The organism is Citrobacter sp. wls718 (assembly GCF_005280945.1).
Lineage (GTDB): Bacteria > Pseudomonadota > Gammaproteobacteria > Enterobacterales > Enterobacteriaceae > Citrobacter > Citrobacter gillenii.
In genome coordinates this window covers 34,228-54,634 of the sequence record NZ_SZWV01000037.1, presented here as the reverse complement: position 1 = coordinate 54,634, position 20,407 = coordinate 34,228, and the positions used below count along the sequence as shown (strand labels likewise).

The 20,407-nt window shown below is 52.7% G+C and carries 18 protein-coding genes and 1 pseudogene; 6 read left to right on the top strand and 13 right to left on the bottom strand.

The features are described from left to right. Nucleotides 1-77: 77 nt before the first annotated feature. The 7 genes and pseudogenes from fucO to FDW95_RS07075 all read right to left on the bottom strand — a co-directional run bounded on the left by fucO (nt 78) and on the right by FDW95_RS07075 (nt 8,250). A complete protein-coding gene (gene fucO, locus FDW95_RS07105) occupies nt 78-1,226 on the bottom strand; it encodes a lactaldehyde reductase (RefSeq protein ID WP_096755887.1) in 1,149 nt (382 codons plus the stop codon). A gap of 27 nt (nt 1,227-1,253) precedes the next feature. After that, nucleotides 1,254-1,901 (bottom strand): L-fuculose-phosphate aldolase, encoded by a 648-nt coding sequence (fucA, locus tag FDW95_RS07100; protein WP_096755886.1) that lies wholly within the window; start codon nt 1,899-1,901, stop codon nt 1,254-1,256. A gap of 139 nt (nt 1,902-2,040) precedes the next feature. Further along, complete coding sequence (locus FDW95_RS07095; protein WP_115257588.1) at nt 2,041-3,039, bottom strand: LacI family DNA-binding transcriptional regulator; 999 nt, start codon at nt 3,037-3,039, stop codon at nt 2,041-2,043. Between the two features lie 64 nt (nt 3,040-3,103). After that, nucleotides 3,104-4,685 (bottom strand): annotated as a pseudogene (locus tag FDW95_RS07090) (FGGY-family carbohydrate kinase). 54 nt (nt 4,686-4,739) lie between these two features. Beyond that, complete coding sequence (locus tag FDW95_RS07085; RefSeq protein ID WP_115257587.1) at nt 4,740-5,690, bottom strand: ABC transporter substrate-binding protein; 951 nt, start codon at nt 5,688-5,690, stop codon at nt 4,740-4,742. Between the two features lie 73 nt (nt 5,691-5,763). Further along, the gene (locus FDW95_RS07080; protein ID WP_096755882.1) at nt 5,764-6,747 is read right to left on the bottom strand and encodes an ABC transporter permease; all 984 of its coding nucleotides are present in this window, start codon (nt 6,745-6,747) and stop codon (nt 5,764-5,766) included. Nucleotides 6,748-6,750: 3 nt separating this feature from the next. Then, the gene (locus FDW95_RS07075; RefSeq protein ID WP_115257586.1) at nt 6,751-8,250 is read right to left on the bottom strand and encodes a sugar ABC transporter ATP-binding protein; all 1,500 of its coding nucleotides are present in this window, start codon (nt 8,248-8,250) and stop codon (nt 6,751-6,753) included. 464 nt (nt 8,251-8,714) lie between these two features. On the opposite strand from FDW95_RS07075, the gene fucI reads away from it, so the two are divergent. The 4 genes from fucI (at nt 8,715) to fucR (ending at nt 13,222) form a co-directional block, all read left to right on the top strand. Then, complete coding sequence (gene fucI / locus FDW95_RS07070; RefSeq protein WP_115257585.1) at nt 8,715-10,490, top strand: L-fucose isomerase; 1,776 nt, start codon at nt 8,715-8,717, stop codon at nt 10,488-10,490. Nucleotides 10,491-10,587: 97 nt separating this feature from the next. Next, a complete protein-coding gene (gene fucK, locus FDW95_RS07065) occupies nt 10,588-12,006 on the top strand; it encodes an L-fuculokinase (RefSeq protein ID WP_115257584.1) in 1,419 nt (472 codons plus the stop codon). Nucleotide 12,007: 1 nt separating this feature from the next. Beyond that, entirely contained in the window at nt 12,008-12,430 is a 423-nt protein-coding gene (gene fucU / locus FDW95_RS07060) for an L-fucose mutarotase (RefSeq protein WP_096755878.1), read from the top strand. A 57-nt stretch (nt 12,431-12,487) separates the two neighbouring features. Then, nucleotides 12,488-13,222, top strand: coding sequence for an L-fucose operon activator (gene fucR, locus FDW95_RS07055; protein WP_115257583.1), 735 nt, complete (start codon nt 12,488-12,490; stop codon nt 13,220-13,222). A gap of 27 nt (nt 13,223-13,249) precedes the next feature. Here the strand turns inward: fucR and rlmM are convergent, their stop codons facing one another. From rlmM to FDW95_RS07035, 4 genes are all read right to left on the bottom strand, one after another. Next, nucleotides 13,250-14,350: a 23S rRNA (cytidine(2498)-2'-O)-methyltransferase RlmM gene (gene rlmM / locus FDW95_RS07050; protein WP_115257582.1), complete on the bottom strand. Its 1,101-nt coding sequence runs from the start codon at nt 14,348-14,350 to the stop codon at nt 13,250-13,252. Further along, complete coding sequence (locus tag FDW95_RS07045; protein ID WP_096755875.1) at nt 14,343-14,738, bottom strand: DUF423 domain-containing protein; 396 nt, start codon at nt 14,736-14,738, stop codon at nt 14,343-14,345. Before FDW95_RS07045 ends, rlmM begins: the two co-directional genes overlap by 8 nt. 18 nt (nt 14,739-14,756) lie before the next feature. Beyond that, on the bottom strand, nt 14,757-15,674 hold the full coding sequence (gcvA, locus tag FDW95_RS07040) for a glycine cleavage system transcriptional regulator GcvA (protein WP_096755874.1): 918 nt from the start codon (nt 15,672-15,674) through the stop codon (nt 14,757-14,759). 362 nt (nt 15,675-16,036) lie between these two features. Beyond that, nucleotides 16,037-16,264 carry a YgdI/YgdR family lipoprotein gene (locus FDW95_RS07035; RefSeq protein WP_096755873.1) on the bottom strand — a complete coding sequence of 76 codons (228 nt, stop codon included), beginning with the start codon at nt 16,262-16,264 and terminating at the stop codon, nt 16,037-16,039. Between the two features lie 192 nt (nt 16,265-16,456). Between FDW95_RS07035 and csdA the strand changes: the two genes are divergently transcribed. Both csdA and csdE read left to right on the top strand, forming a co-directional pair. Then, a complete protein-coding gene (gene csdA / locus FDW95_RS07030; protein ID WP_115257581.1) occupies nt 16,457-17,662 on the top strand; it encodes a cysteine desulfurase CsdA in 1,206 nt (401 codons plus the stop codon). Beyond that, nucleotides 17,662-18,105, top strand: coding sequence for a cysteine desulfurase sulfur acceptor subunit CsdE (gene csdE, locus FDW95_RS07025; RefSeq protein WP_096755871.1), 444 nt, complete (start codon nt 17,662-17,664; stop codon nt 18,103-18,105). Before csdA ends, csdE begins: the two co-directional genes overlap by 1 nt. 68 nt (nt 18,106-18,173) lie before the next feature. Here csdE and tcdA read toward each other — a convergent pair whose 3' ends face one another. Beyond that, nucleotides 18,174-18,980, bottom strand: coding sequence for a tRNA cyclic N6-threonylcarbamoyladenosine(37) synthase TcdA (tcdA, locus tag FDW95_RS07020; protein ID WP_115257580.1), 807 nt, complete (start codon nt 18,978-18,980; stop codon nt 18,174-18,176). A 130-nt stretch (nt 18,981-19,110) separates the two neighbouring features. Further along, entirely contained in the window at nt 19,111-20,208 is a 1,098-nt protein-coding gene (mltA, locus tag FDW95_RS07015; protein WP_137363456.1) for a murein transglycosylase A, read from the bottom strand. Nucleotides 20,209-20,407: the final 199 nt, after the last annotated feature.

Here is a 20,407-nt window from a genome sequence, read left to right as displayed (position 1 = left end):
GGCGCTGCGCTTATCCGGCCTACATTTCGTGCAATCCTGTAGGCCAGATAAGGCGTTCACACCGTCATCCAGCACAATTACCAGGCGGTGTGGTACAGCTCAACGATATCGCCGAGGCTCGCTTCACGCGGATTACCACCGGTGCATACGTCATCGAATGCTGCCTGCGCCAGCGCCGGGATATCCTCTTTACGCACGCCAACATCACGTAAGTGCAGCGGAATGCCCACATCACGGTTAAGCGCAAACACCGCATCCACGGCGGCTTTACGCGCCTCGTCCAACGTCAATGCTTCCACCTTCACGCCCATTGCCCGGGCGATATCGCGGAATTTGTCCCCGCTATAGTCGGCGTTGTACTGCATCACATGCGGGAGCAGAATGGCGTTGGCGACGCCGTGCGGCGTGTTATAAAACGCCCCCAGCGGGTGTGCCATACCATGAACCAGCCCCAGGCCAACGTTGGAAAAGCCCATTCCAGCAACATACTGGCCCAGCGCCATGGCTTCACCGGCCTTGCTGTCACCGGCAACGGATCCACGCAGCGCCCCGGCAATGATCTCAATGGCTTTGATGTGCAGCGCATCCGTCAACGCCCAGGCCGCACGGGTGATGTAACCTTCAATGGCATGGGTCAGCGCATCAACGCCGGTAGCCGCCTTTAACGCCGCGGGCATACCGTCCATCATATCGGCATCGATAAATGCCACCTGCGGAATATCATGCGGATCGACGCAGACAAACTTGCGCCGGTTTTCCTCATCGGTGATCACGTAGTTAATGGTCACTTCTGCCGCCGTCCCTGCCGTCGTCGGGATAGCCATCACCGGTACGCTTGGCTTACGCGTGGGCGATAAGCCTTCAAGGCTGCGCACATCGGCAAACTCAGGGTTATTGTAGATAATACCAATCGCTTTACAGGTATCCTGCGGGGAGCCACCGCCAATGGCAATCAGATAGTCTGCGCCACTTTGCTCAAAGACACCCAGCCCTTCCTGTACCACTGCAATGGTGGGATTGGGGATAACGCCGGAGTAAATCTCCCACGCCAGCCCCGCCGCATCCATCCGCGATGTCACCTTCTCGACCACACCGCACTGTACCAGGTTGGCATCGGTCACAATCAGCGCCTTACGATACCCCCGACGAATAACTTCATCGGTTAACGCCCCAACAGCTCCCCGGCCAAACCATGCCGTTTCATTCAGAATCATTCTGTTCGCCATCGTATTTCTCCTTTTCGCTTTGCGAAATTACTCTTCAATTCGTAATCCGTAGGATTTGAATTTCTCCAGCACGATGGCAATCTCTTCATCATCCAGCACCGGAACAGGATCGACGATCGCTAATGTGCTCAGATAAAGGCGGGCCAGAACTTCCACTTCATGCGCCAGCCACAGTGCTTTTTCCAGGTTCGCCTCGCAGGCAATCAGCCCATGATGCTGCAACAGCGTTGCTTTGCGGTCTTTCAGCGCCACGATCACGTGCTCTGACAGTTCACGTGTACCAAACGTCGCATACGGCGCACACGGAATGGAATTTCCACCGGCAGCAGCAATCATGTAATGGATAGCCGGGATAGGACGGTTGAGAATCGATACCGCGGTGCAATGGATCGCATGATTATGGACAACCGCATTAGCCTCTGGCCGCGTCTGATAGGCAGCAAGGTGAAAACGCCATTCGCTGGACGGTAATTGTCCTTTATCATAATTACCGTCGTTGTCTACATACACGATCATATTTTCCGTGAGTCTTTCGTAAGGAATTCCGCTGGGCGTGATCAGCATTCCATTTTCATAACGTGCACTCACATTACCCGCCGTTCCCTGATTCAGCCCCAGGCTGGTCATTTCAAGGCAGGTTTCAATGATTTCTCGCGACAAACGCATTCTTTCCATCATAATTCTCCGGGTACAGTTTCCCCTCGTCTTGATTGCGAAAAATACAGCCGCAGAGTAAGACGGGTCAGGTTTCAGATATGAGCAGCCACTGAATTTTTATTCAGGTTCAGTTAGCTGATTTATTATTAAAAAAGTATTATTTTTGTCTTACACGCTTAATGAGTTTCATCGGTACTTTTACCGTTTCTTTAATCGGCTGGTCTTCAATCGCACTCATCATCATGTCGAAGGCTTTTTCCGCCCAGACGTTTTCATCCTGCTGCATCGACCAGACATTATTGGCGAGGAATCCCAGCATCGGATGTTCATCGAATGTGCCGATATTAATATCAGGTGGAATAACGCCAAAACGATTGCGAATAGCGACGATGGCGCCTTCCAGCACAGGTAATGACGAGGCGATAAATGCCTGAGGACATCCCTGCTCAGCGATCAGTTTTTCCATTAGCCGGTAGCCACCATCTGGCGTGTTATCCGGACCTTCACGCACCCAATCATGATGGGAAATACCATTGTTAGTCAATGCGTTAAGATACCCCTGCAAACGGTCGCCAATACTGGGCAGCCCGGTATCGCCCACCAAAAACCAGATTGGCGATTTTCCCGCATCGAACAAACTTTGCGTTAGCTTTTCGCCCCCTAAACTATTATGGCTTTCTACCAGCGCGTTATCGGTGTACTTAAAATCACGGTCAAGTAACACCATCGGTTTTCTAACCTGGCGTAAATGATGCTGCTGGTTTTCGAGCGTTGACGGGACAATAAAAAGTCCGTCAACATTACGCGCAATTAACGCTTTGGTTAATTTATTCTCGTAATCAACATCATCATAAGTACAGCTAATCGTTAACTGATATCCAGAACGACGACAGCGTTGCTCAAGTTTTTCAGCGAGCGTAGCAAAAAAGACGTTGGAAATATTGGGCACAATCAGCCCCAGCGTATCCGTTTTATTCAGTTTAAGGCTGCGCGCTGAATGGTTGATGACATAACCATAACGCTCAACATATTCATTAATGCGCGTTTGGGTTTTAACGCTGATACGATATTGCTCAGCTTTCCCATTCAACACCAGTCGCACGGTTGTCACCGATAAATTCAGATCGCTGGCTATCTGTTCTACTGTTTTAGCCATTATATGCCCCAGTTCACATCCAAAACGTCAATTCACAATCATAAAAGTATTTTAAACATTTGTCTTACAGCATCAGTTGGTTAAGCACCTGCTGCTGCCCCCACATAGTCAGATGCACCTGATATTTGCGGGCATAAAAGTCCTGACGCTTAGGGTTTGTCTTGATAACCTCACCGGGCGTCACCATCGCCTGACAAGCCGCCGGGAAATTTGCCCACGCCCCGCAGGCAACCGCACCGGTAATCGCCGCACCCAGCGTCACCGCATCTTCTTCCTGCATTAAATGGATATCGCATCCGGTCGCATCCGCATACTCACGTAGCCACAGCGGATTGTGCGTTGCTCCTCCGCACAGCGTCAGTCGTGTAATGGTGTGCCCATTTTCGCGCATCACTTCCATAATATGCCGCGTACCGCAGGCAATCGCCTGTAATGTTGCCAGATACAAGCGGGCAACCTGCCGCTCGCCACGTTCAAGGGTCAAGCCACATACGCTGCCACGAGCATCCGGTCGCGCACGCGGTGAGCGGTTGCCATGATGATCGGCCAACACATGTAAGTTGCGCCCTGGTTCCGCTTCATTTTCCTCCAGTGCAGCCACCCATTCATTGACCAATACTATCGGATGGCAACCCCGCGCTTCGGCCTTACGATACAGGTCCGCACTGGCGCCTGACTCCTGAAGCGTCCAGTCGACTAACGCCCCGGCGGCACTTTGCCCGCCTTCGGTCAGCCAGTAGCCGGGTAGCATCGCGGACCAGTATGGTCCCCATACGCCCGGTGTATGAATTTCCTCTTCGCTGCACAGCATATGGCAGTTTGACGTGCCGCTGATCAACGCCAGCGTTCCCACAGGCTGAGCACCGGCCAGCGCTACACCGCCTGCATGCGCATCAATCATCCCGCTGGCAACCACAACATGCGTGGTCAGTCCCAACGCCTGCGCCGCTTCAGGGCTGAGCGTACCAACGGCGGCCCCCCGGCGGTAAAATACGCGACGGGATTTTGCTGAGTAAATCTGTTAATTCAACGGCATCGAGCAACGAATGACTAAAACATTGTTCGTGCGCCAGATAGTTCCATTTACAGGTCAGGGTGCACAGACCCGCTACATCGCTGTCGGTCGCTTTCCAGACCAGGAAGTCCGCCAGATCGTAGAATCGATGCGCGCGCTCCCACGTCGCAGGAAAATGATTCTTCAGCCACAGCACTTTAGGCAATTCCATTTCGACGCTGACTTCGCCGCCAACATAGCGCAGGGCGGGATCCTGCGTGGCGTTAATGCGTTTGGTCTCGTCTGCCGCGCGATGATCCATCCACATGATGATGTTATGGTCAGGCGATTCACCGGGTGAAACCGCCAACCCTTGTCCTTGTTCATCGAGAGCAACCAGAGAGCAGGTGGCATCGAATCCCAGTGAACGAATTTCCTCGACGGGAACCCCCGCCGACGACACAGCATCTTTCACCACATGACACACCTGCTGCCAGATTTCAGCGGATGATTGTTCTACCCGCTGCGGACCGGGTCGAAACTGCGAGATAGGTAATGTCGCAAAGGCCAGTCGCGTACCATTGGCATCAAAGACACCGGCCCTGACGCTGGCGGAACCGACATCCACCCCGAGGAAATATCCACTGCTCATAGTAACTCCCCTGACACTGGCTAAAAATGGGGCGAACGTGTCGCCCCAGCGGTCTTATTTTTTACCGAATGGATGTAATAATTTGTCGATTTCCGGTGTATCAATGTTCTTCGCATTCACGAATTTAACCGGGATATCAATCTCTTTTGGAACAGCCTGACCCGACACAGCGGCATTCAGCGTTTTGATCCCCTGATAGCCAATCTGGTAAGCATCCTGCACCACAAAGCCCTGGATAACGCCGGATTTCAGGAAGGCAATAATCGCTTCGGTGCTGTCAAAGCCAATCACCTTCACTTTGCCCTTCAGGTTTTGACTATCAATGGCGTTCGCTACACCCAGCGTTGAACCTTCGTTAGTGCCATAGATCCCGGCAATATCCGGGTTGGCCTGAATCATATCGATGGTTTTATCCATCGCTTTTTGCGGATCCCCGTCGCTGTACTGAACAGGCAGTACCTTGATATCCGGATATTTTTCCTTCATGCGGGCAATAAACCCTTCCGAACGCTCGATTGCAGAAGAGGTACCGGCCACGTGCGCAATAATACCGACCTTCCCTTTGCTGCCCACTTCAGCGGCGAGCGCATCGGCGGCTTCTGCGCCGGCTTTACGGTTATTGGTTGCCACAAAGCTGACCGGAATGTCGGAATTCACGCCAGAGTCAAAGGTCACAACCTTAATCCCCCGTGAATTGGCCGTTTCCACCAGCGGTGCGAGGGCATTGGCATCTAACGCCGCCAGCAGCAGTCCGTTAGGCTTTTGCGCCATTGCGTTTTCAACCAACTGAATCTGCTCAGCAATTTGTGTTTCATCCGCCGGCCCTACATAGCTGGTTTTATCACCCAACTCTTTCGCTGCCGCTTCGGTCCCCATTTTTACGGTTTGCCAGAATTCATGCTGGAAACCTTTACTGACCACAGGGAGGTTCATATCTTTAGCCAACGCGCTGGAAGTCATGCAGGCCAGCAGGGATAACGCATAGACAAAATGCCTGGTTTTCATTGTTGTACTCCGTTCTGAGTGAGTCACCCTAAACGTCAGGGTTTTGATGCCCCGCAACTTCCGGGAGCGTAAATCAACGAATTTTTTTGCGTAATGTGTCGAGATAAACCGCCGCGATAACCACCACACCCATTGCCACCATCTGCCAGAACTGGGAGACGCCCATCAGGTTGAGGCCATTTTTCAACACGCTCATAATGAATGCGCCGATAATCGTGCCGCCGATGGTGCCAATCCCGCCCATCAGGCTCGTACCACCAATCACCACCGCGGCAATCGCTTCCAGCTCATAACCCACACCAACCGTTGGCTGACCTGAGTTCAGACGCGAAGCAAGAATGACCCCGGCAATCCCGGTTAGCAGACCGCAGAAGGCGTAGACGAAGATTTTGACGCGCTGGACTTTAATTCCGGACAGGTGTGCTGCAACTTCATTGCTGCCCACAGCATAAACATAGCGACCAATCACCGTTTTCTTCAGGATGTACGCAGCGATTAGCGCCACCACCACCAGGTAAAAGACCGGATAAGGCAGCACGTCGAACAGGCGGCCCTGTGCCAGCATTTTGAAGCCTGGGTAATCAGCAAAGTAAATCGCGCGGCCGTCGGTCATCACCATGTTGATACCCCTGACGGACATCATCAGGCCCAGCGTGGCAATAAAGGGCGGGATGGTCATTTTGGTGACCAACAGCCCGTTGATATAACCGCACAGCCCACCGGCTAACACGCCTGCCAGGATGCAAATCGGCAGAGGCAAACCCAGCGTGGCGCAGATACCGACCGCAACGCCTGAAAACGCCACCACGGAACCGAGAGAAAGGTCGATCCCGGAGGTGATAATGACGAAGGTAACGCCAATCGCCATGATGCCAATGACCGAGGTTTGCAGAGCAATGGTCATAATATTTTCAGTATTAAAGAAAAATGGCGATCCAAAACTGAAAAATATCACCAGAATAATCAAACTGAAAAGCGGCGCGAGGCGCATTAAAAGTTCTTTGTTAATTTTAATTTTTTTATTATTGCTGTCTGAAGAGGTTACAGAGATAGTCATAAATTAATCCTCTAACGTCGCGTATTGCATGATTTTTTCTTGTGTGGCGTCATCAGAAGCTAACTCACCGGTAATACGACCACTACGCATCACTAAAATGCGATCGCACATACCCAGCACTTCCGGTAATTCAGAAGAAATCATGATGATTGATTTCCCTTTTGCCACCAGTCGATTCATCAATTCATAAATTTCAAGTTTGGCCCCCACGTCAATGCCACGCGTAGGCTCATCAAAGATGAGAATATCGGTGTCTTTACACACCCATCTGGCAATAATGATTTTCTGCTGATTACCACCACTTAAATTTAATGCGGCCTGCTCAAGGTGTGGCGTTTTAATTCGCAGGGCTTTCACCTGCTCCTGGCTGGTTTGCTGACAGCGCTTGCTATCAACATTGCCGTAGCGATCGGAATACTCCGGGTAATTCCCCAGCATAATATTGCGCTCAACCGACAGCCCTAATGCCAGTCCTTCTTTTTTTCTGTCCTCTGTTAAATAGCTGATCCCCTGTTTGATTGCGTCAGGGATATCTTTAACCACGGTGACCTTACCGTTTAGCGTAATGGTGCCGCTATCGATGGGGTCTGCGCCGAAAATGGCACGCGCCAGTTCGGTACGCCCTGCGCCCATCAGACCGGCAAAACCTAAAATCTCCCCTTGGTGTAGGGTGAAGTCGATGTTGTTCAGAACCCCTTTGCGCGTCAGGCCGCTCACTTCCAGCACCGGTTTGTGCTGAGACAAGGGTTCACGACGCGGATAGATATTCCCGAGATCACGCCCAACCATCATGGCAATTAAATCGCTGATTTTTACCGCATCATAATCGACGGTAGCAATAAACTGACCGTCTCGCATCACGGTCGCGCGGTCGGCAATTAACGCCAGCTCTTCCAGACGGTGCGAGATATAGACAATGCCGGTACCCTGCTCCTTCAGCAAACGGGTAACCTGAAATAAACTGTCGATCTCCGTTTCCGTTAGCGCCGCCGTCGGTTCATCCATAATCAGAATTTTGGCATTCACCGATATAGCTTTGGCAATCTCAACCATTTGTTGTTGAGCGACGGTAAGATCGGCAACCAGCGTATCTGGTGCAATATTCAGGTTCAATTTTTGCAAAATATCGATGGCTGCCTGGCGCTGTTGTTTCTCGTCAAGGCGCCAGCGGTTATTTTTGCAAAATTCCCTGCCAATAAAGATATTGTCTTCAACCGTTAACTCTGGGAATAAATTAAATTCCTGGTGAATAATCGTGATCCCGGCTTTTTGTGCACTTAACGGATTCGCGAATGAAACAGCTTGATCTTCAAAAATAATATTACCTTCATCCGGTTGATAAACGCCGGATAAAATTTTCATCAAGGTGGACTTCCCCGCGCCATTTTCGCCAAGCAGCGCATGAACTTCCCCTTTGCGTAACGCAAAATCCACATTACTCAACGCTAATACGCCGGGAAAACGTTTCGTAATATGACTCATCTGTAAAAATGTTTCGGACATTGCTGCTTTCCTCAATATACAGAAACTACAGTCGGTAAATCAGGCGAAAACAGCGTTACCAGGGAGCCATCGTCACCGTTAATGCGAATACTTCTTAAAAGCGTAGATACGTTTTATGATTTTTGCTAACTCGAGTTAGCGATTGCCTTTTAAAGCTATTTTAGCTGCAAAAAATAACCAAATCATTTGGTTTAAAACTGTGACACTGGACAGACAATTTATTGTATCTCATTAATTAAAAAGAAAATTAACTTAAATACGTACATTTATTTATTTGACGCAGATCGAATTTTAACCACTTCTCGTGAGGCCTCTCACAGTTCCGCAACAAAAAAGTTGTGCAAAAAACTCGCTGATACCTAAGCTAACTCGAGTTAGCAAAAATAAAAAATTCAGCCAACTGCGACAGTGGTGTCCTCCATCCGCTTTTGCAGCACGGCATAAAGTGAGATGAGGAACCTCGAATGAACAAAATGAGTTTACCGAAAATCGGTATTCGTCCGGTGATTGATGGGCGTCGTATGGGTGTACGCGAGTCGCTCGAAGAACAAACCATGAATATGGCGAAAGCCACTGCTGCGCTTATCAGCGAGAAACTTCGTCACGCCTGTGGCGCACAGATTGAGTGCGTAATTGCAGACACCTGCATTGCCGGGATGGCTGAATCCGCCGCCTGCGAAGAAAAATTCAGTAGCCAAAATGTCGGCGTGACGATCACCGTGACACCATGCTGGTGCTACGGCAGCGAAACCATCGACATGGACCCAATGCGTCCAAAAGCCATCTGGGGCTTCAACGGCACGGAACGTCCTGGCGCTGTTTATCTGGCTGCAGCGCTGGCAGCGCATAACCAAAAAGGTCTGCCTGCTTTCTCGATTTACGGTCATGACGTGCAGGATGCGGGTGACACCACCATCCCCGCCGATGTTGAAGAAAAACTGCTGCGCTTTAGCCGTGCAGGCCTGGCCGTTGCCAGTATGAAAGGCAAAAGCTATCTGTCCGTGGGCGGCGTTTCAATGGGGATCGCAGGATCCATTGTCGATCATAACTTCTTTGAATCCTGGCTGGGCATGAAGGTTCAGCCGGTTGATATGACCGAGCTGCGTCGTCGTATTGACCAAAAAATCTATGACGAAACCGAGCTGGAGATTGCACTGGCGTGGGCGGACAAAAACTTCCGCTATGGCGAAGATCAGAATGCCCAACAGTACAAACGCAACGAAGAGCAAAGCCGCGCGGTCCTGAAAGAAAGCCTGCTGATGGCAATGTGCATCCGTGACATGATGCAAGGTAACAAGATACTGGCTGAAAAAGGCCTGGTCGAAGAGTCACTGGGCTTCAACGCCATTGCCGCGGGCTTCCAGGGTCAGCGTCACTGGACCGATCAATACCCGAATGGCGACACCGCCGAAGCCCTGCTGAACAGCTCATTTGACTGGAACGGCGTACGCGAACCGTATGTGGTTGCCACCGAAAACGACAGTCTGAACGGTGTAGCAATGCTGTTTGGCCGCCAGCTTACCGGTACCGCGCAAGTCTTTGCCGATGTACGCACCTACTGGTCACCGGAAGCGGTGCAACGCGTCACCGGCCAGCCGCTGACTGGCCTTGCTGAGCACGGTATTATCCACCTGATCAACTCCGGATCTGCGGCGTTGGACGGCTCCTGCAAACAGCGTGACAGCGATGGCAAACCGACCATGAAACCGCACTGGGAAATCTCCCAGCAAGAGGTGGATGATTGCCTGGCGGCAACCGAATGGTGCCCGGCTATTCATGAATACTTCCGCGGCGGCGGCTACTCCTCTCGCTTCCTGACTGAAGGCGGTGTGCCGTTCACCATGACCCGTATCAATATCATCAAAGGTCTGGGACCGGTGCTGCAGATAGCCGAAGGCTGGAGCGTGGAATTACCGAAAGACATGCATGACCAGCTCGATGCCCGCACCAACTCCACCTGGCCAACGACCTGGTTTGCTCCGCGCTTAACCGGTAAAGGTCCATTCAGCGACGTTTACTCGGTGATGGCGAACTGGGGTGCGAACCACGGTGTGCTGACTATTGGTCACGTTGGTGCAGACTTTATTACCCTTGCCGCCATGCTGCGTATCCCAGTGTGTATGCACAACGTGGAAGAAGAGAAAATCTATCGCCCTTCAGCCTGGGCTGCACACGGTATGGACAGTGAAGGCCAGGATTATCGCGCCTGCCAGAACTATGGCCCGCTGTATAAACGTTAATGCGACTCTGCCCGGTGGCGCAAGCTTACCGGGCCTACAACTGTAAAATTTGTAGGCCGGATAAGCGCAGCGCCATCCGGCAACATTTGGAGTGGCTATGAAACAAGACGTTATACTGGTCCTCGACTGTGGCGCAACCAACGTGCGGGCCATTGCCGTTGACCGTCAGGGAAAAATCGTTGCCCGCGCCTCCACACCGAACGCCAGTGATATCGCCTCAGAAAACAGCACCTGGCATCAGTGGTCCCTGGATGCCATTCTGCAACGCTTTGCCGACTGCTGCCACCGCCTGTCATCTGAACTGTCAACCCGCCAAATCCGCGGGATTACCGTCACCACGTTTGGCGTAGACGGCGCGCTGGTTGATGAAAATGGCGAACTGCTTTATCCGGTAATCAGCTGGAAATGCCCACGCACCGCCGCCGTGATGGCCAATATCAGCCGCCTGATGACACCACAGCAGTTGCAGGACATCTCCGGCGTCGGCGCCTTCAGCTTTAACACCCTGTATAAACTGGTGTGGCTCAAAGAAAACCACCCGCAATTACTGGAACGGGCGCACGCCTGGCTATTTATCTCCTCGCTTCTTAACCATCGCTTAACCGGTGAGTACACGACGGATATCACCATGGCAGGCACCAGCCAGCTGCTGGATATCCATCAGCGAGAGTTCAGCCACGACATTTTGCAGGCAGCCGGCATTCCACGCCGACTGTTTCCCCGCCTCGTCGAAGCAGGCGAGCATATTGGGACGTTGCAAAGCACCACGGCAACATTGCTCGGGCTGCCGACGGGCATTCCGGTCATTTCCGCCGGGCATGATACACAGTTCGCTCTCTTTGGCGCGGGCGCACAGCCGGACGAACCGGTGCTCTCCTCCGGCACATGGGAAATTTTGATGGTGCGCAGCGCGCAGGTGAATACCCCACTGCTGAGCCAGTATTCCGGCTCCACCTGCGAACTGGACAGCCACGCTGGGCTGTACAATCCCGGTATGCAATGGTTGGCTTCCGGCGTTCTCGAATGGGTACGCAAGCTGCTGTGGACTGCCGATACGCCGTGGCAAACGCTTATCGATGAAGCCAACGCCATTCCGGCTGGGGCTGATGGGGTAAAAATGCAGTGCGATCTGCTCACCGGCGCGAACGCGGGTTGGCAGGGCGTCACGCTCAACAGCACGCGGGGACATTTATACCGTGCGGCACTGGAGGGACTCACCCACCGGCTGCAGCAAAATCTACAGACACTGGAGACCATCGGTCACTTCCAGGCGACAGAGCTGCTGCTGGTTGGTGGGGGAAGTCGTAACGCGCTGTGGAATCAGATTAAAGCCAACGTTCTGGGTATCCCGATCAAAGTGCTGGATGACGCCGAAACCACCGTTGCCGGGGCGGCGATGTTTGCCTGGTCAGGCATTGGGGAATTTACCTCACCGGAGCAAGCTCGCGCCCAGGTGCATTACCAGTACCGATATTTCTATCCGCAAACTGAACCCGAACTCACAGGAGTCGAGTGACATGCTAAAAACGATTTCCCCTTTAATTTCCCCCGACCTGCTGAAAGTGCTGGCTGAGATGGGTCACGGCGATGAAATTATCTTTTCCGATGCTCATTTTCCCGCGCACAGCATGGGGCCACAGGTGATCCGCGCCGACGGCCTGCAGGTCGACGCCCTGCTACAGGCGATTATTCCGTTGTTTGAACTGGACAGTTACGCTCCGCCGCTGGTGATGATGGCGCCCGTTGAAGGGGATTCACTCGACCCAAGTGTCGAAGCACGGTATCGCGATGCGCTCTCCTTGCCAGCGGGCGGTCCGGGTATCACGCGCATTGATCGCTATGCATTCTACGAGCGGGCGCAAAACGCGTTTGCTGTCGTTATCACCGGCGAGCGGGCAAAGTACGGAAATATTCTTTTGAAAAAAGGCGTAACACCGTAATCTCTGATCGGAGTGCCCGTCAGAGGCGGGCATTCATCCAACGATGAGGATCGGACCATGAAAGCGGCGCGCCAGCAGGCGATAGTAGACTTGCTCATTCACCATCAAAACCTGACCACTGAAGTTTTGGCTTTGCAGCTGAACGTCAGTAAAGAGACTATCCGCCGCGATCTCAGCGAACTACAAACCCAGGGCAAAGTCCTGCGCAGCCACGGATGCGCCAGGGTCATTCAGCGGGAAAATCAAAACAGCGGCGACCCGTTTCACATTCGACGTAACAGCCATCATGCGCATAAAGCCGATGCCGCACGGGAAGCGCTGACATGGATAGAAGAAGGCATGGTGATAGCCCTGGACGCCAGCTCGACCTGCTGGTATCTGGCCCGAAAGTTGCCGGATATCAACATCCAGGTATTTACCAACAGTCAGCCCATTTGCCAGGAACTGGCCAAACGTAAACATATTCAGCTCATCTGCTCAGGCGGTAGGCTGGAGCGTAAGGACGGTTGCTACGTAAATCCGTCGCTCATTTCTCAGTTGAAATCCCTCGACATCGACCTGTTTATTTTTTCCTGTGCCGGGATCGATAGCAGCGGCACGCTTTGGGATTCCAACAGCCGCAACGCGGAGTTCAAATCTATTCTGCTCAAGCGTGCATCACAGTCATTGCTGCTTTTCGATAAAAGTAAGTTAGATCGTTCTGGCGAGGCCCGGATCGGGCATCTGGAAGAGGTCACGCATATTATTTCGGGTGAACAGCAGACAGACGGTGCGGTAATCCAGGCCGGATAAACGTATGCGTCATCCGGCCCGGGCGTCTTATCGCTCGTCGCGACGACCTCCAACGGCCGCCCACAGACGGCGCACGTGCACGGTCACTTCCTCGCGGTCATGGTACAGCTGACGCGCCTGAATTTGTGCATTGATGTTGTGTTCATCCAACTGCTCCTGAATATACGCCAGGTTTTGCGACACTTCTTCGTAGCGTTTTTTCATCGGCAGTTTGAGATTGAAAATCGTCTCACGACACCAGCCATTGACCAGCCACTGCGCCATCAGCGCGGCAACTTTCGCCGGTTTTTCCACCATATCGCAAACCATCCACGAAATGTTGCTACGATTCGGACGGTACTTAAATCCGTCTTCACGCAGCCAGGTAACCTGTCCGGTATCCATCAGGCTTTGCGCCATCGGACCGTTATCCACGGAGTAAACCCACATGTTGCGTTTGACCAGCTGATAGGTCCAGCCGCCAGGACATGCGCCTAAATCCACCGCATACATGCCGTTTGCCAGACGCTCATCCCACTCATCGGCCGGAATAAAGACATGCAGCGCTTCTTCCAGCTTCAGCGTTGAGCGACTCGGCGCATCGGCCGGGAACTTCAGACGTGGGATCCCCATGTAAAACGGCGAGTTGTTGTCAGGCCAGGAATAACCGGTGTAACAACAGCCCGGCGCAATAAAGAACACGTGGACAACCGGGCGTTTTGGTGTCTCATACTTTGCCAGCACGCCCGCTTCGCGCAGCGCCGCACGTAGCGGTACGGTAAATTTGCGGCAAAACTTCACCAGTTCTTTGCTTTCGTTAGTGTCGGCCACTTCGACACGCAGATCGCCGCCCTTCTCCACCACGCCCAGCAACATGCCAACAATCGGCGTAATGCGGTCTTCCGGCGGTAAATATTGCAGCAACTCGCCGACAACAAACATCTGGCGAGCAAAAATCAGCGAGCTAAACGGCAACTCTTTTACGAGCTTTTCAGCATCCCCCTGCTGATAGCACTCAAAAGTCACGTACCCCGCATTGTCTTTCACGCGGGCAAAGCCGAACACTTCCCGGCGTGTTGCTTTATCCGTAATTTCTGCGGCGCACTCTTTCTCAAAACCCGGGCGACACAACAATACAACCTTATTCATGGCTAACGCCCTTACGTTTCAATCGAATAGCACCCACTAACATCAGCGCCCAACCTACCAGGAAGCTGAAACCACCGACCGGGGTAACAAACGCCCACAGGCGTAAATGAGAGAGCGCGAGGCAATACAGGCTACCGCTAAACAGCACGGTGCCTAATGCCATGAACACGCTACTCCAGTAAAACCAAATGCTGATACGTCGCTGCATAGCGACGGCCAGACCAAAAATAGCCAGCGTATGAAACGCCTGATACTCAAGACCGGTCTGGATCCAACCCATTTCAACAACGCCAAGCGTTTTGCTTAGCACGTGAGCCCCAAACGCGCCCAGAGCAACAAAGATAAAGCCACTTATGGCGGCAAAAATCAGCATAAAACGGCTGGTCATGTTAATACCCTACGTAAATTATTGTTCGTAACGAAAGCGGAATTTTTCTTGTTCAGTGGCCGCTTTCGCCAGAATCCACTGACGGAAGGCGGCTATTTTACCCAGTTCTGCCTGACTGTCATGACAAACCAGATAAAACGCGTTTTTGCTGACCAACACATCATTAAACGGGCAAACCAGACGGCCCGCTTCAATTTCTGATTGCGACATCACGTTATTGGCCAGCGCAACACCCTGTCCATGGATGGCAGCCTGTAGCACCATGGCGCTATGGCTGAAGATAGGTCCCTGCTGAACGTTAATATGATTCAACCCAAGCTGGCGCGTATAGGCCTGCCAGTCGCGGCGAGAAGCATCATGCAATAACGTGTGCTTTGCCAGATCCTCTGGCGTCTTCAGCGGTTTATCGCCGGTGAGCAATAAAGGAGAGCAGACCGGCAACAGATATTCTGCGTACAATTTTTCTACGCGCAGGCCAGGCCAGTTGCCGCGACCATAAAAAATCGCCACGTCAACATCGTCAGCCAGTTTATCTTCCTGACGGTCAACCGCCTGGATCCTGACGTCGATTCCCGGATAAGCTGAGTTAAAGCTAGAGAGTCTGGGCACCAGCCATTGAATGGCAAAACTAGGCAATAAACTGACGGTAAGCGCACCTTTTGCACTGCGTGCCTGAAGTTTACGCGTCGCATCGGTTAATTGCGAAAAAATCTCTTTGATGTCGAGAAAGTAGCTTTGGCCTTCTTCCGTCAACAGAAGAGATCGATTGCGTCGACGGAACAGCTTCAGCCCTAGGAAATCCTCGAGTGACTTGATTTGGTGACTTACTGCGGCCTGCGTCACAAAAAGCTCTTCTGCTGCGCGAGTAAAGCTCAAATGACGCGCCGCGGCATCAAAAACACGTAACGCATTTAAGGGTGGTAATCGTTTTGACATGACTTTTAGGCTTTGATGTTAAATGAATTTAACAGTTATCCAACAGGCTGTAACCTATTAGTTTTTTTAATCTGAGCCATTATAAATTGTCCGTTGAGGTTCTACCAGCAAATACCTATAGTGGCGGCACTTCCTGAAGCCGGAACGAAAAGTTTTATCGGAATGCGTGTTCTGGTGGGCTTTTGGCTTACGGTTGTGATGTTGTGTTGTTGTGTTTGCAATTGGTCTGCGATTCAGACCATGGTAGCAAAGCTACCCTTTTTCACTTCCTGTACATTTACCCTGTCTGTCCATAGTGATTAATGTAGCACCGCCAATTTGCGGTGCTTTTTTTTGTCTGCGTTTTATCGATGGCCGAGCGGCTAGTTCTCCAGTTCTACCATCTCTTTCACGTCAGTACGGTTAATCTGCTGTTTGTTGCCGTTAGCGTCCTTGTACGAAATCATTCCCGTTTCATCATCGGTCTTTGGCTTACCATCAGACACGATTGTCCGACCATCGTTGGTGTGCATAACATAGTTCGAACCAGAACAGGCGCTCAGGGCAAAAGTCAGCATACAGGCAGAGATAATGGCGGCAGTCTTTTTCATATTCTTCTCCTTAAAGCGATTTATGCTAGATAAAACGAATTTCATAACAGGCAAAAATATTCGCCCAACATTATCTAGCATAAGACACTGGTCTGATTTCACCAGGATATCCAGAGGATTCCGATGCTTAGGGTTACCCTTGTGCCAGCGCCCTTTTTGCGCCACGATCGGGGTATTGAACTGAGGAATCCCATGAACGCTTTTAACCCCGCGCAGTTTCGCGCACAGTTTCCCGCACTCAATGATGCTGGCGTCTATCTCGACAGTGCCGCCACAGCGCTCAAGCCGCAGACGGTTATTGAAGCTACGCATCAGTTTTATAGCCTGAGCGCCGGGAACGTCCATCGCAGCCAGTTTGCCGAAGCCCAGCGCCTGACCGCCCGCTATGAGGCCGCACGGGAAAAAGTCGCCCGTCTGATCAACGCGCCGGATGACAAAACCATCGTCTGGACCCGCGGCACCACGGAGGCCATCAATATGGTGGCGCAAAGCTACGCGCGCCCACGCTTGCAGCCGGGTGATGAGATCATCGTTAGCGTGGCAGAACATCACGCCAACCTCGTTCCCTGGCTGATGGTCGCCCAGCAAACCGGGGCCAGGGTGGTCAGGCTGCCGCTCAACGCGCAGTTACTTCCTGATGTTGAGCGTTTGCCCGAGCTCATCACCCCGCGCAGTCGCATACTGGCGCTGGGACAGATGTCTAACGTCACTGGCGGCTGCCCGGATTTAGCGCGTGCGATTACACTTGCCCACGCGGCAGGAATGGTGGTGATGGTAGACGGCGCCCAGGGTGTGGTGCATTTTCCCGCCGACGTTCAGCAGTTAGATATTGATTTCTATGCCTTCTCGGGCCACAAGCTGTATGGTCCAACCGGCATTGGCGCACTGTACGGTAAGCCTGAGCTACTGGACGCAATGTCACCCTGGCTCGGCGGTGGCAAGATGATTAGCGAGGTCAGCTTTGAGGGGTTCACCACTCAGGCAGCACCGTGGAAGCTGGAAGCGGGTACGCCTAACGTTGCCGGAGTCATCGGCCTGAGCGCGGCGCTGGAATGGCTGGCGGATCTCGACATTGTTCAGGCCGAGAGCTGGAGCCGTGGCCTGGCGACGCTGGCGGAAGATGCGTTGGCAAAACGGCCTGGATTCCGCTCCTTTCGCTGTCAGGATTCCAGCTTGTTAGCCTTTGACTTCGCCGGGGTGCACCACAGCGATATGGTCACGCTGCTGGCCGAATATGGCATTGCGTTGCGTGCAGGACAGCACTGCGCACAGCCGCTGTTAGCAGAACTTGGCGTATCAGGCACCCTGCGCGCCTCATTTGCACCTTATAATAGCCAAAGTGATGTGGATGCGTTGGTCACAGCCGTTGACCGCGCGCTGGAAATATTGGTGGATTAATGACAACTCCTCTGCTCGCCGGACACCCGTTTGGCACAACCGTAACCGAAGAGACATTACGCAATACCTTTCTCCCACTCAACCAATGGGAAGATAAATACCGTCAGTTGATCCTGCTCGGTAAGCAGCTTCCGGCTCTGCCGGATGCGCTGAAGGCACAGGCCAAAGAAATTGCCGGATGCGAAAACCGCGTCTGGCTGGGGTATACCCTGCAGGATAATGGCACCCTGCATTTTTTTGGCGACAGCGAAGGACGTATCGTGCGCGGTCTGCTGGCGGTTTTACTCACCGCCGTCGAGGGCAAAACCGCCGCCGAGTTACAGACGCATTCGCCAATGGCGTTCTTTGATGAATTGGGTTTACGCGCGCAGCTTAGCGCCTCGCGCAGCCAGGGGTTGAATGCGCTCATTGGGGCAGTTCAGGATGCCGGATGGCAACGCTGATGCGTCTTATCCGGCCGACAACGCCACACAAACCGTAGGTCGGATAAGCGTAGCGCCATCCGACACAATCAGGGTTGACGCGCGGCTTTCGCCATCATCTTCTTCAGTGCGTGAGACACGGCAACAAAGCCAAAGGTTGCGGTCACCATGGTGGCCGCGCCAAATCCGGATGCACAATCCATACGTTTCGGCCCTTCCGCCGTCGCCTTCATAGCACACACGGAGCCGTCAGCCTGCGGGTACACCAGCGCTTCGGTCGAGAACACGCAGTCCACACCCAGCTTGCCTTTACTGTTCTTCACCACGCCAAAATCGCTTTTTAGCCGCTCACGTAACTTCGCCGCCAGCGGATCCTGAATGGTTTTTGCCAGATCAACGACCTGAATCTGCGTGGGGTCGATCTGCCCCCCCGCGCCACCGGTGGTGACCAGCGGAATTTTATTGCGTCGACAGTAAGCAATCAGCGCCGCTTTCGGGCGCACACTGTCGATAGCGTCAATGACATACGAAAAGCCCGCGTTCATATACTCAGCAACATTATCTGGCGTGACAAAATCGTCAACAACATTAACCCGACACTCAGGGTTAATCTGGCGTATCCGCTCGGCCATCACCTCGGATTTCGCCTGCCCGACGGTATCTCGCAGGGCATGGATCTGACGGTTAGTATTGGTGACGCACACATCATCCATATCGATGAGCGTAATCGAGCCAATACCAGTACGCGCCAGTGCTTCCGCCGCCCACGAGCCCACGCCACCAATCCCGACCACGCAAACATGCGCCCCGGCAAACAATTGCAGGGCATTTTCACCATACAGACGCGCGGTGCCACCAAAACGCTGACGCCAGGCGTCGCTTATTACCACTGACATAGAACCTCAGATATAGAAAACAAAAAGAGCGGACAATGCCGCCCTGAGTGTCGTTTCATAGCCGGATGGCGCTTCGCTTATCCGGCCTACGCGCTAATTTGTAGGCCTGATAAGGCTAGCCGCCAGGCAACTAGCCGCTAAATACGTTACCCGCGCTGCCGGATGACTTCAGCACCCAGACGCGACCATAGTGATTATACCAACCTGCGCGATGTCCGGCATCGGCACCGATACCCTGGTAGATATCAAAGTGCTGGCCTTTGATAGCGCCACCGACATCCAGTGCCACCATCAAGCGCAGTTCATACTGACCGGTAAATTTGCCGTTATTATCCAGCAGCGGGACTTCTGCCAGTAACGTCGTACCGGCTGGAATAATGCTGCGATCGGAAGCAACCGATGCGCGGCCAATCAGCGGCACTGCGCTGGCACCTTTAACCGGAGCATAAGATTGTGGTTTAAAGAAAACGAACGACGGGTTTTGCTCCAGCAGCTCACGTACTTCGGCTTCGCTGTGCGTTTCGCCCCAGTGGCGGATCGCCTGCATCGACATATCTTCTTTCTTCACTTCGCCACGGTCGATCAGTACTTTACCAATACTGCGGTAGGCATGACCGTTTTTCCCGGCATAGCTAAAGAAGTTAAGCGGGCTGCCATCGCCAAAGTCGATATAGCCGCTGCCCTGCACATCCATAATGAAGTTATCCATCAGGGAGTTGCTGTAGGCCAGAATATAGTTGTCACTCAGCGCCCCGGCGTAGATTTCAGCACGCGTTGGTAAGCGTCCGCGTTTTGGCGGCATGCGGTAGATAGGGTACTGAAATTCCCCCTGACGCGTATGGCGCGCCTGGATGACCGGCGTGTAGTAGCCGGTGAACTGGACGTTACCATAGTTATCCGCCCCTTCCATTTGCCAGGCATCAATACCAAACTGGCGCATACTGCGCGTATCACCGCCCGCGCGTAACCATTCCTGGATCGCGTTGTAGATGTTGCTCTGATTGCCATATAAACGCGGTGAGGAACTGCGGATCTGATTTACCTGCTCGGCAAAATCACCGGCATTGATCGGTGCGCCAACCGCATCGGGCTGATTCACCAGTGAGAAAGGCTGGGTCAATTTCCCGTCTTTATACTGCTGCCCACGATCGGTGGGTTTAGAGGAACACGCGGCGAGCATCACGACTACCGCCCCCGCCAGAAGATATTTTGCCCAACGTCCTTTCATTGTTCTCGTCTTAAGTTGCCTGAATGCGAGATGAAGATAACAAACCCCTGAACCTAATGAAATGCGAATACATACCTCAAGACAAATTTTGAACAAAAAATAGACCGAAATGCGTTGTTTTTGTTCATTTTCATCCTAAAACAGTGATCCACGTAAAAAAAGGTTGCATGAAATCGTTAGCAGAGTATAGTGCGCATCC

Excerpts from the sequence above, each read along its gene's own strand:
- csdE (WP_096755871.1), top strand. The coding sequence starts at position 17,662 with ATGACAACTCCTCTGCTCGCCGGACACCCGTTTGGCACAACCGTAACC.
- gcvA (WP_096755874.1), bottom strand. The coding sequence starts at position 15,674 with ATGTCAAAACGATTACCACCCTTAAATGCGTTACGTGTTTTTGATGCC.
- fucO (WP_096755887.1), bottom strand. The coding sequence starts at position 1,226 with ATGGCGAACAGAATGATTCTGAATGAAACGGCATGGTTTGGCCGGGGA.
- fucA (WP_096755886.1), bottom strand. The coding sequence starts at position 1,901 with ATGGAAAGAATGCGTTTGTCGCGAGAAATCATTGAAACCTGCCTTGAA.
- rlmM (WP_115257582.1), bottom strand. The coding sequence starts at position 14,350 with ATGAATAAGGTTGTATTGTTGTGTCGCCCGGGTTTTGAGAAAGAGTGC.
- tcdA (WP_115257580.1), bottom strand. The coding sequence starts at position 18,980 with ATGTCAGTGGTAATAAGCGACGCCTGGCGTCAGCGTTTTGGTGGCACC.
- fucI (WP_115257585.1), top strand. The coding sequence starts at position 8,715 with ATGAACAAAATGAGTTTACCGAAAATCGGTATTCGTCCGGTGATTGAT.
- FDW95_RS07045 (WP_096755875.1), bottom strand. The coding sequence starts at position 14,738 with ATGACCAGCCGTTTTATGCTGATTTTTGCCGCCATAAGTGGCTTTATC.
- FDW95_RS07080 (WP_096755882.1), bottom strand. The coding sequence starts at position 6,747 with ATGACTATCTCTGTAACCTCTTCAGACAGCAATAATAAAAAAATTAAA.
- FDW95_RS07085 (WP_115257587.1), bottom strand. The coding sequence starts at position 5,690 with ATGAAAACCAGGCATTTTGTCTATGCGTTATCCCTGCTGGCCTGCATG.
- FDW95_RS07095 (WP_115257588.1), bottom strand. The coding sequence starts at position 3,039 with ATGGCTAAAACAGTAGAACAGATAGCCAGCGATCTGAATTTATCGGTG.
- FDW95_RS07075 (WP_115257586.1), bottom strand. The coding sequence starts at position 8,250 with ATGTCCGAAACATTTTTACAGATGAGTCATATTACGAAACGTTTTCCC.
- FDW95_RS07035 (WP_096755873.1), bottom strand. The coding sequence starts at position 16,264 with ATGAAAAAGACTGCCGCCATTATCTCTGCCTGTATGCTGACTTTTGCC.
- fucU (WP_096755878.1), top strand. The coding sequence starts at position 12,008 with ATGCTAAAAACGATTTCCCCTTTAATTTCCCCCGACCTGCTGAAAGTG.
- mltA (WP_137363456.1), bottom strand. The coding sequence starts at position 20,208 with ATGAAAGGACGTTGGGCAAAATATCTTCTGGCGGGGGCGGTAGTCGTG.
- csdA (WP_115257581.1), top strand. The coding sequence starts at position 16,457 with ATGAACGCTTTTAACCCCGCGCAGTTTCGCGCACAGTTTCCCGCACTC.
- fucR (WP_115257583.1), top strand. The coding sequence starts at position 12,488 with ATGAAAGCGGCGCGCCAGCAGGCGATAGTAGACTTGCTCATTCACCAT.
- fucK (WP_115257584.1), top strand. The coding sequence starts at position 10,588 with ATGAAACAAGACGTTATACTGGTCCTCGACTGTGGCGCAACCAACGTG.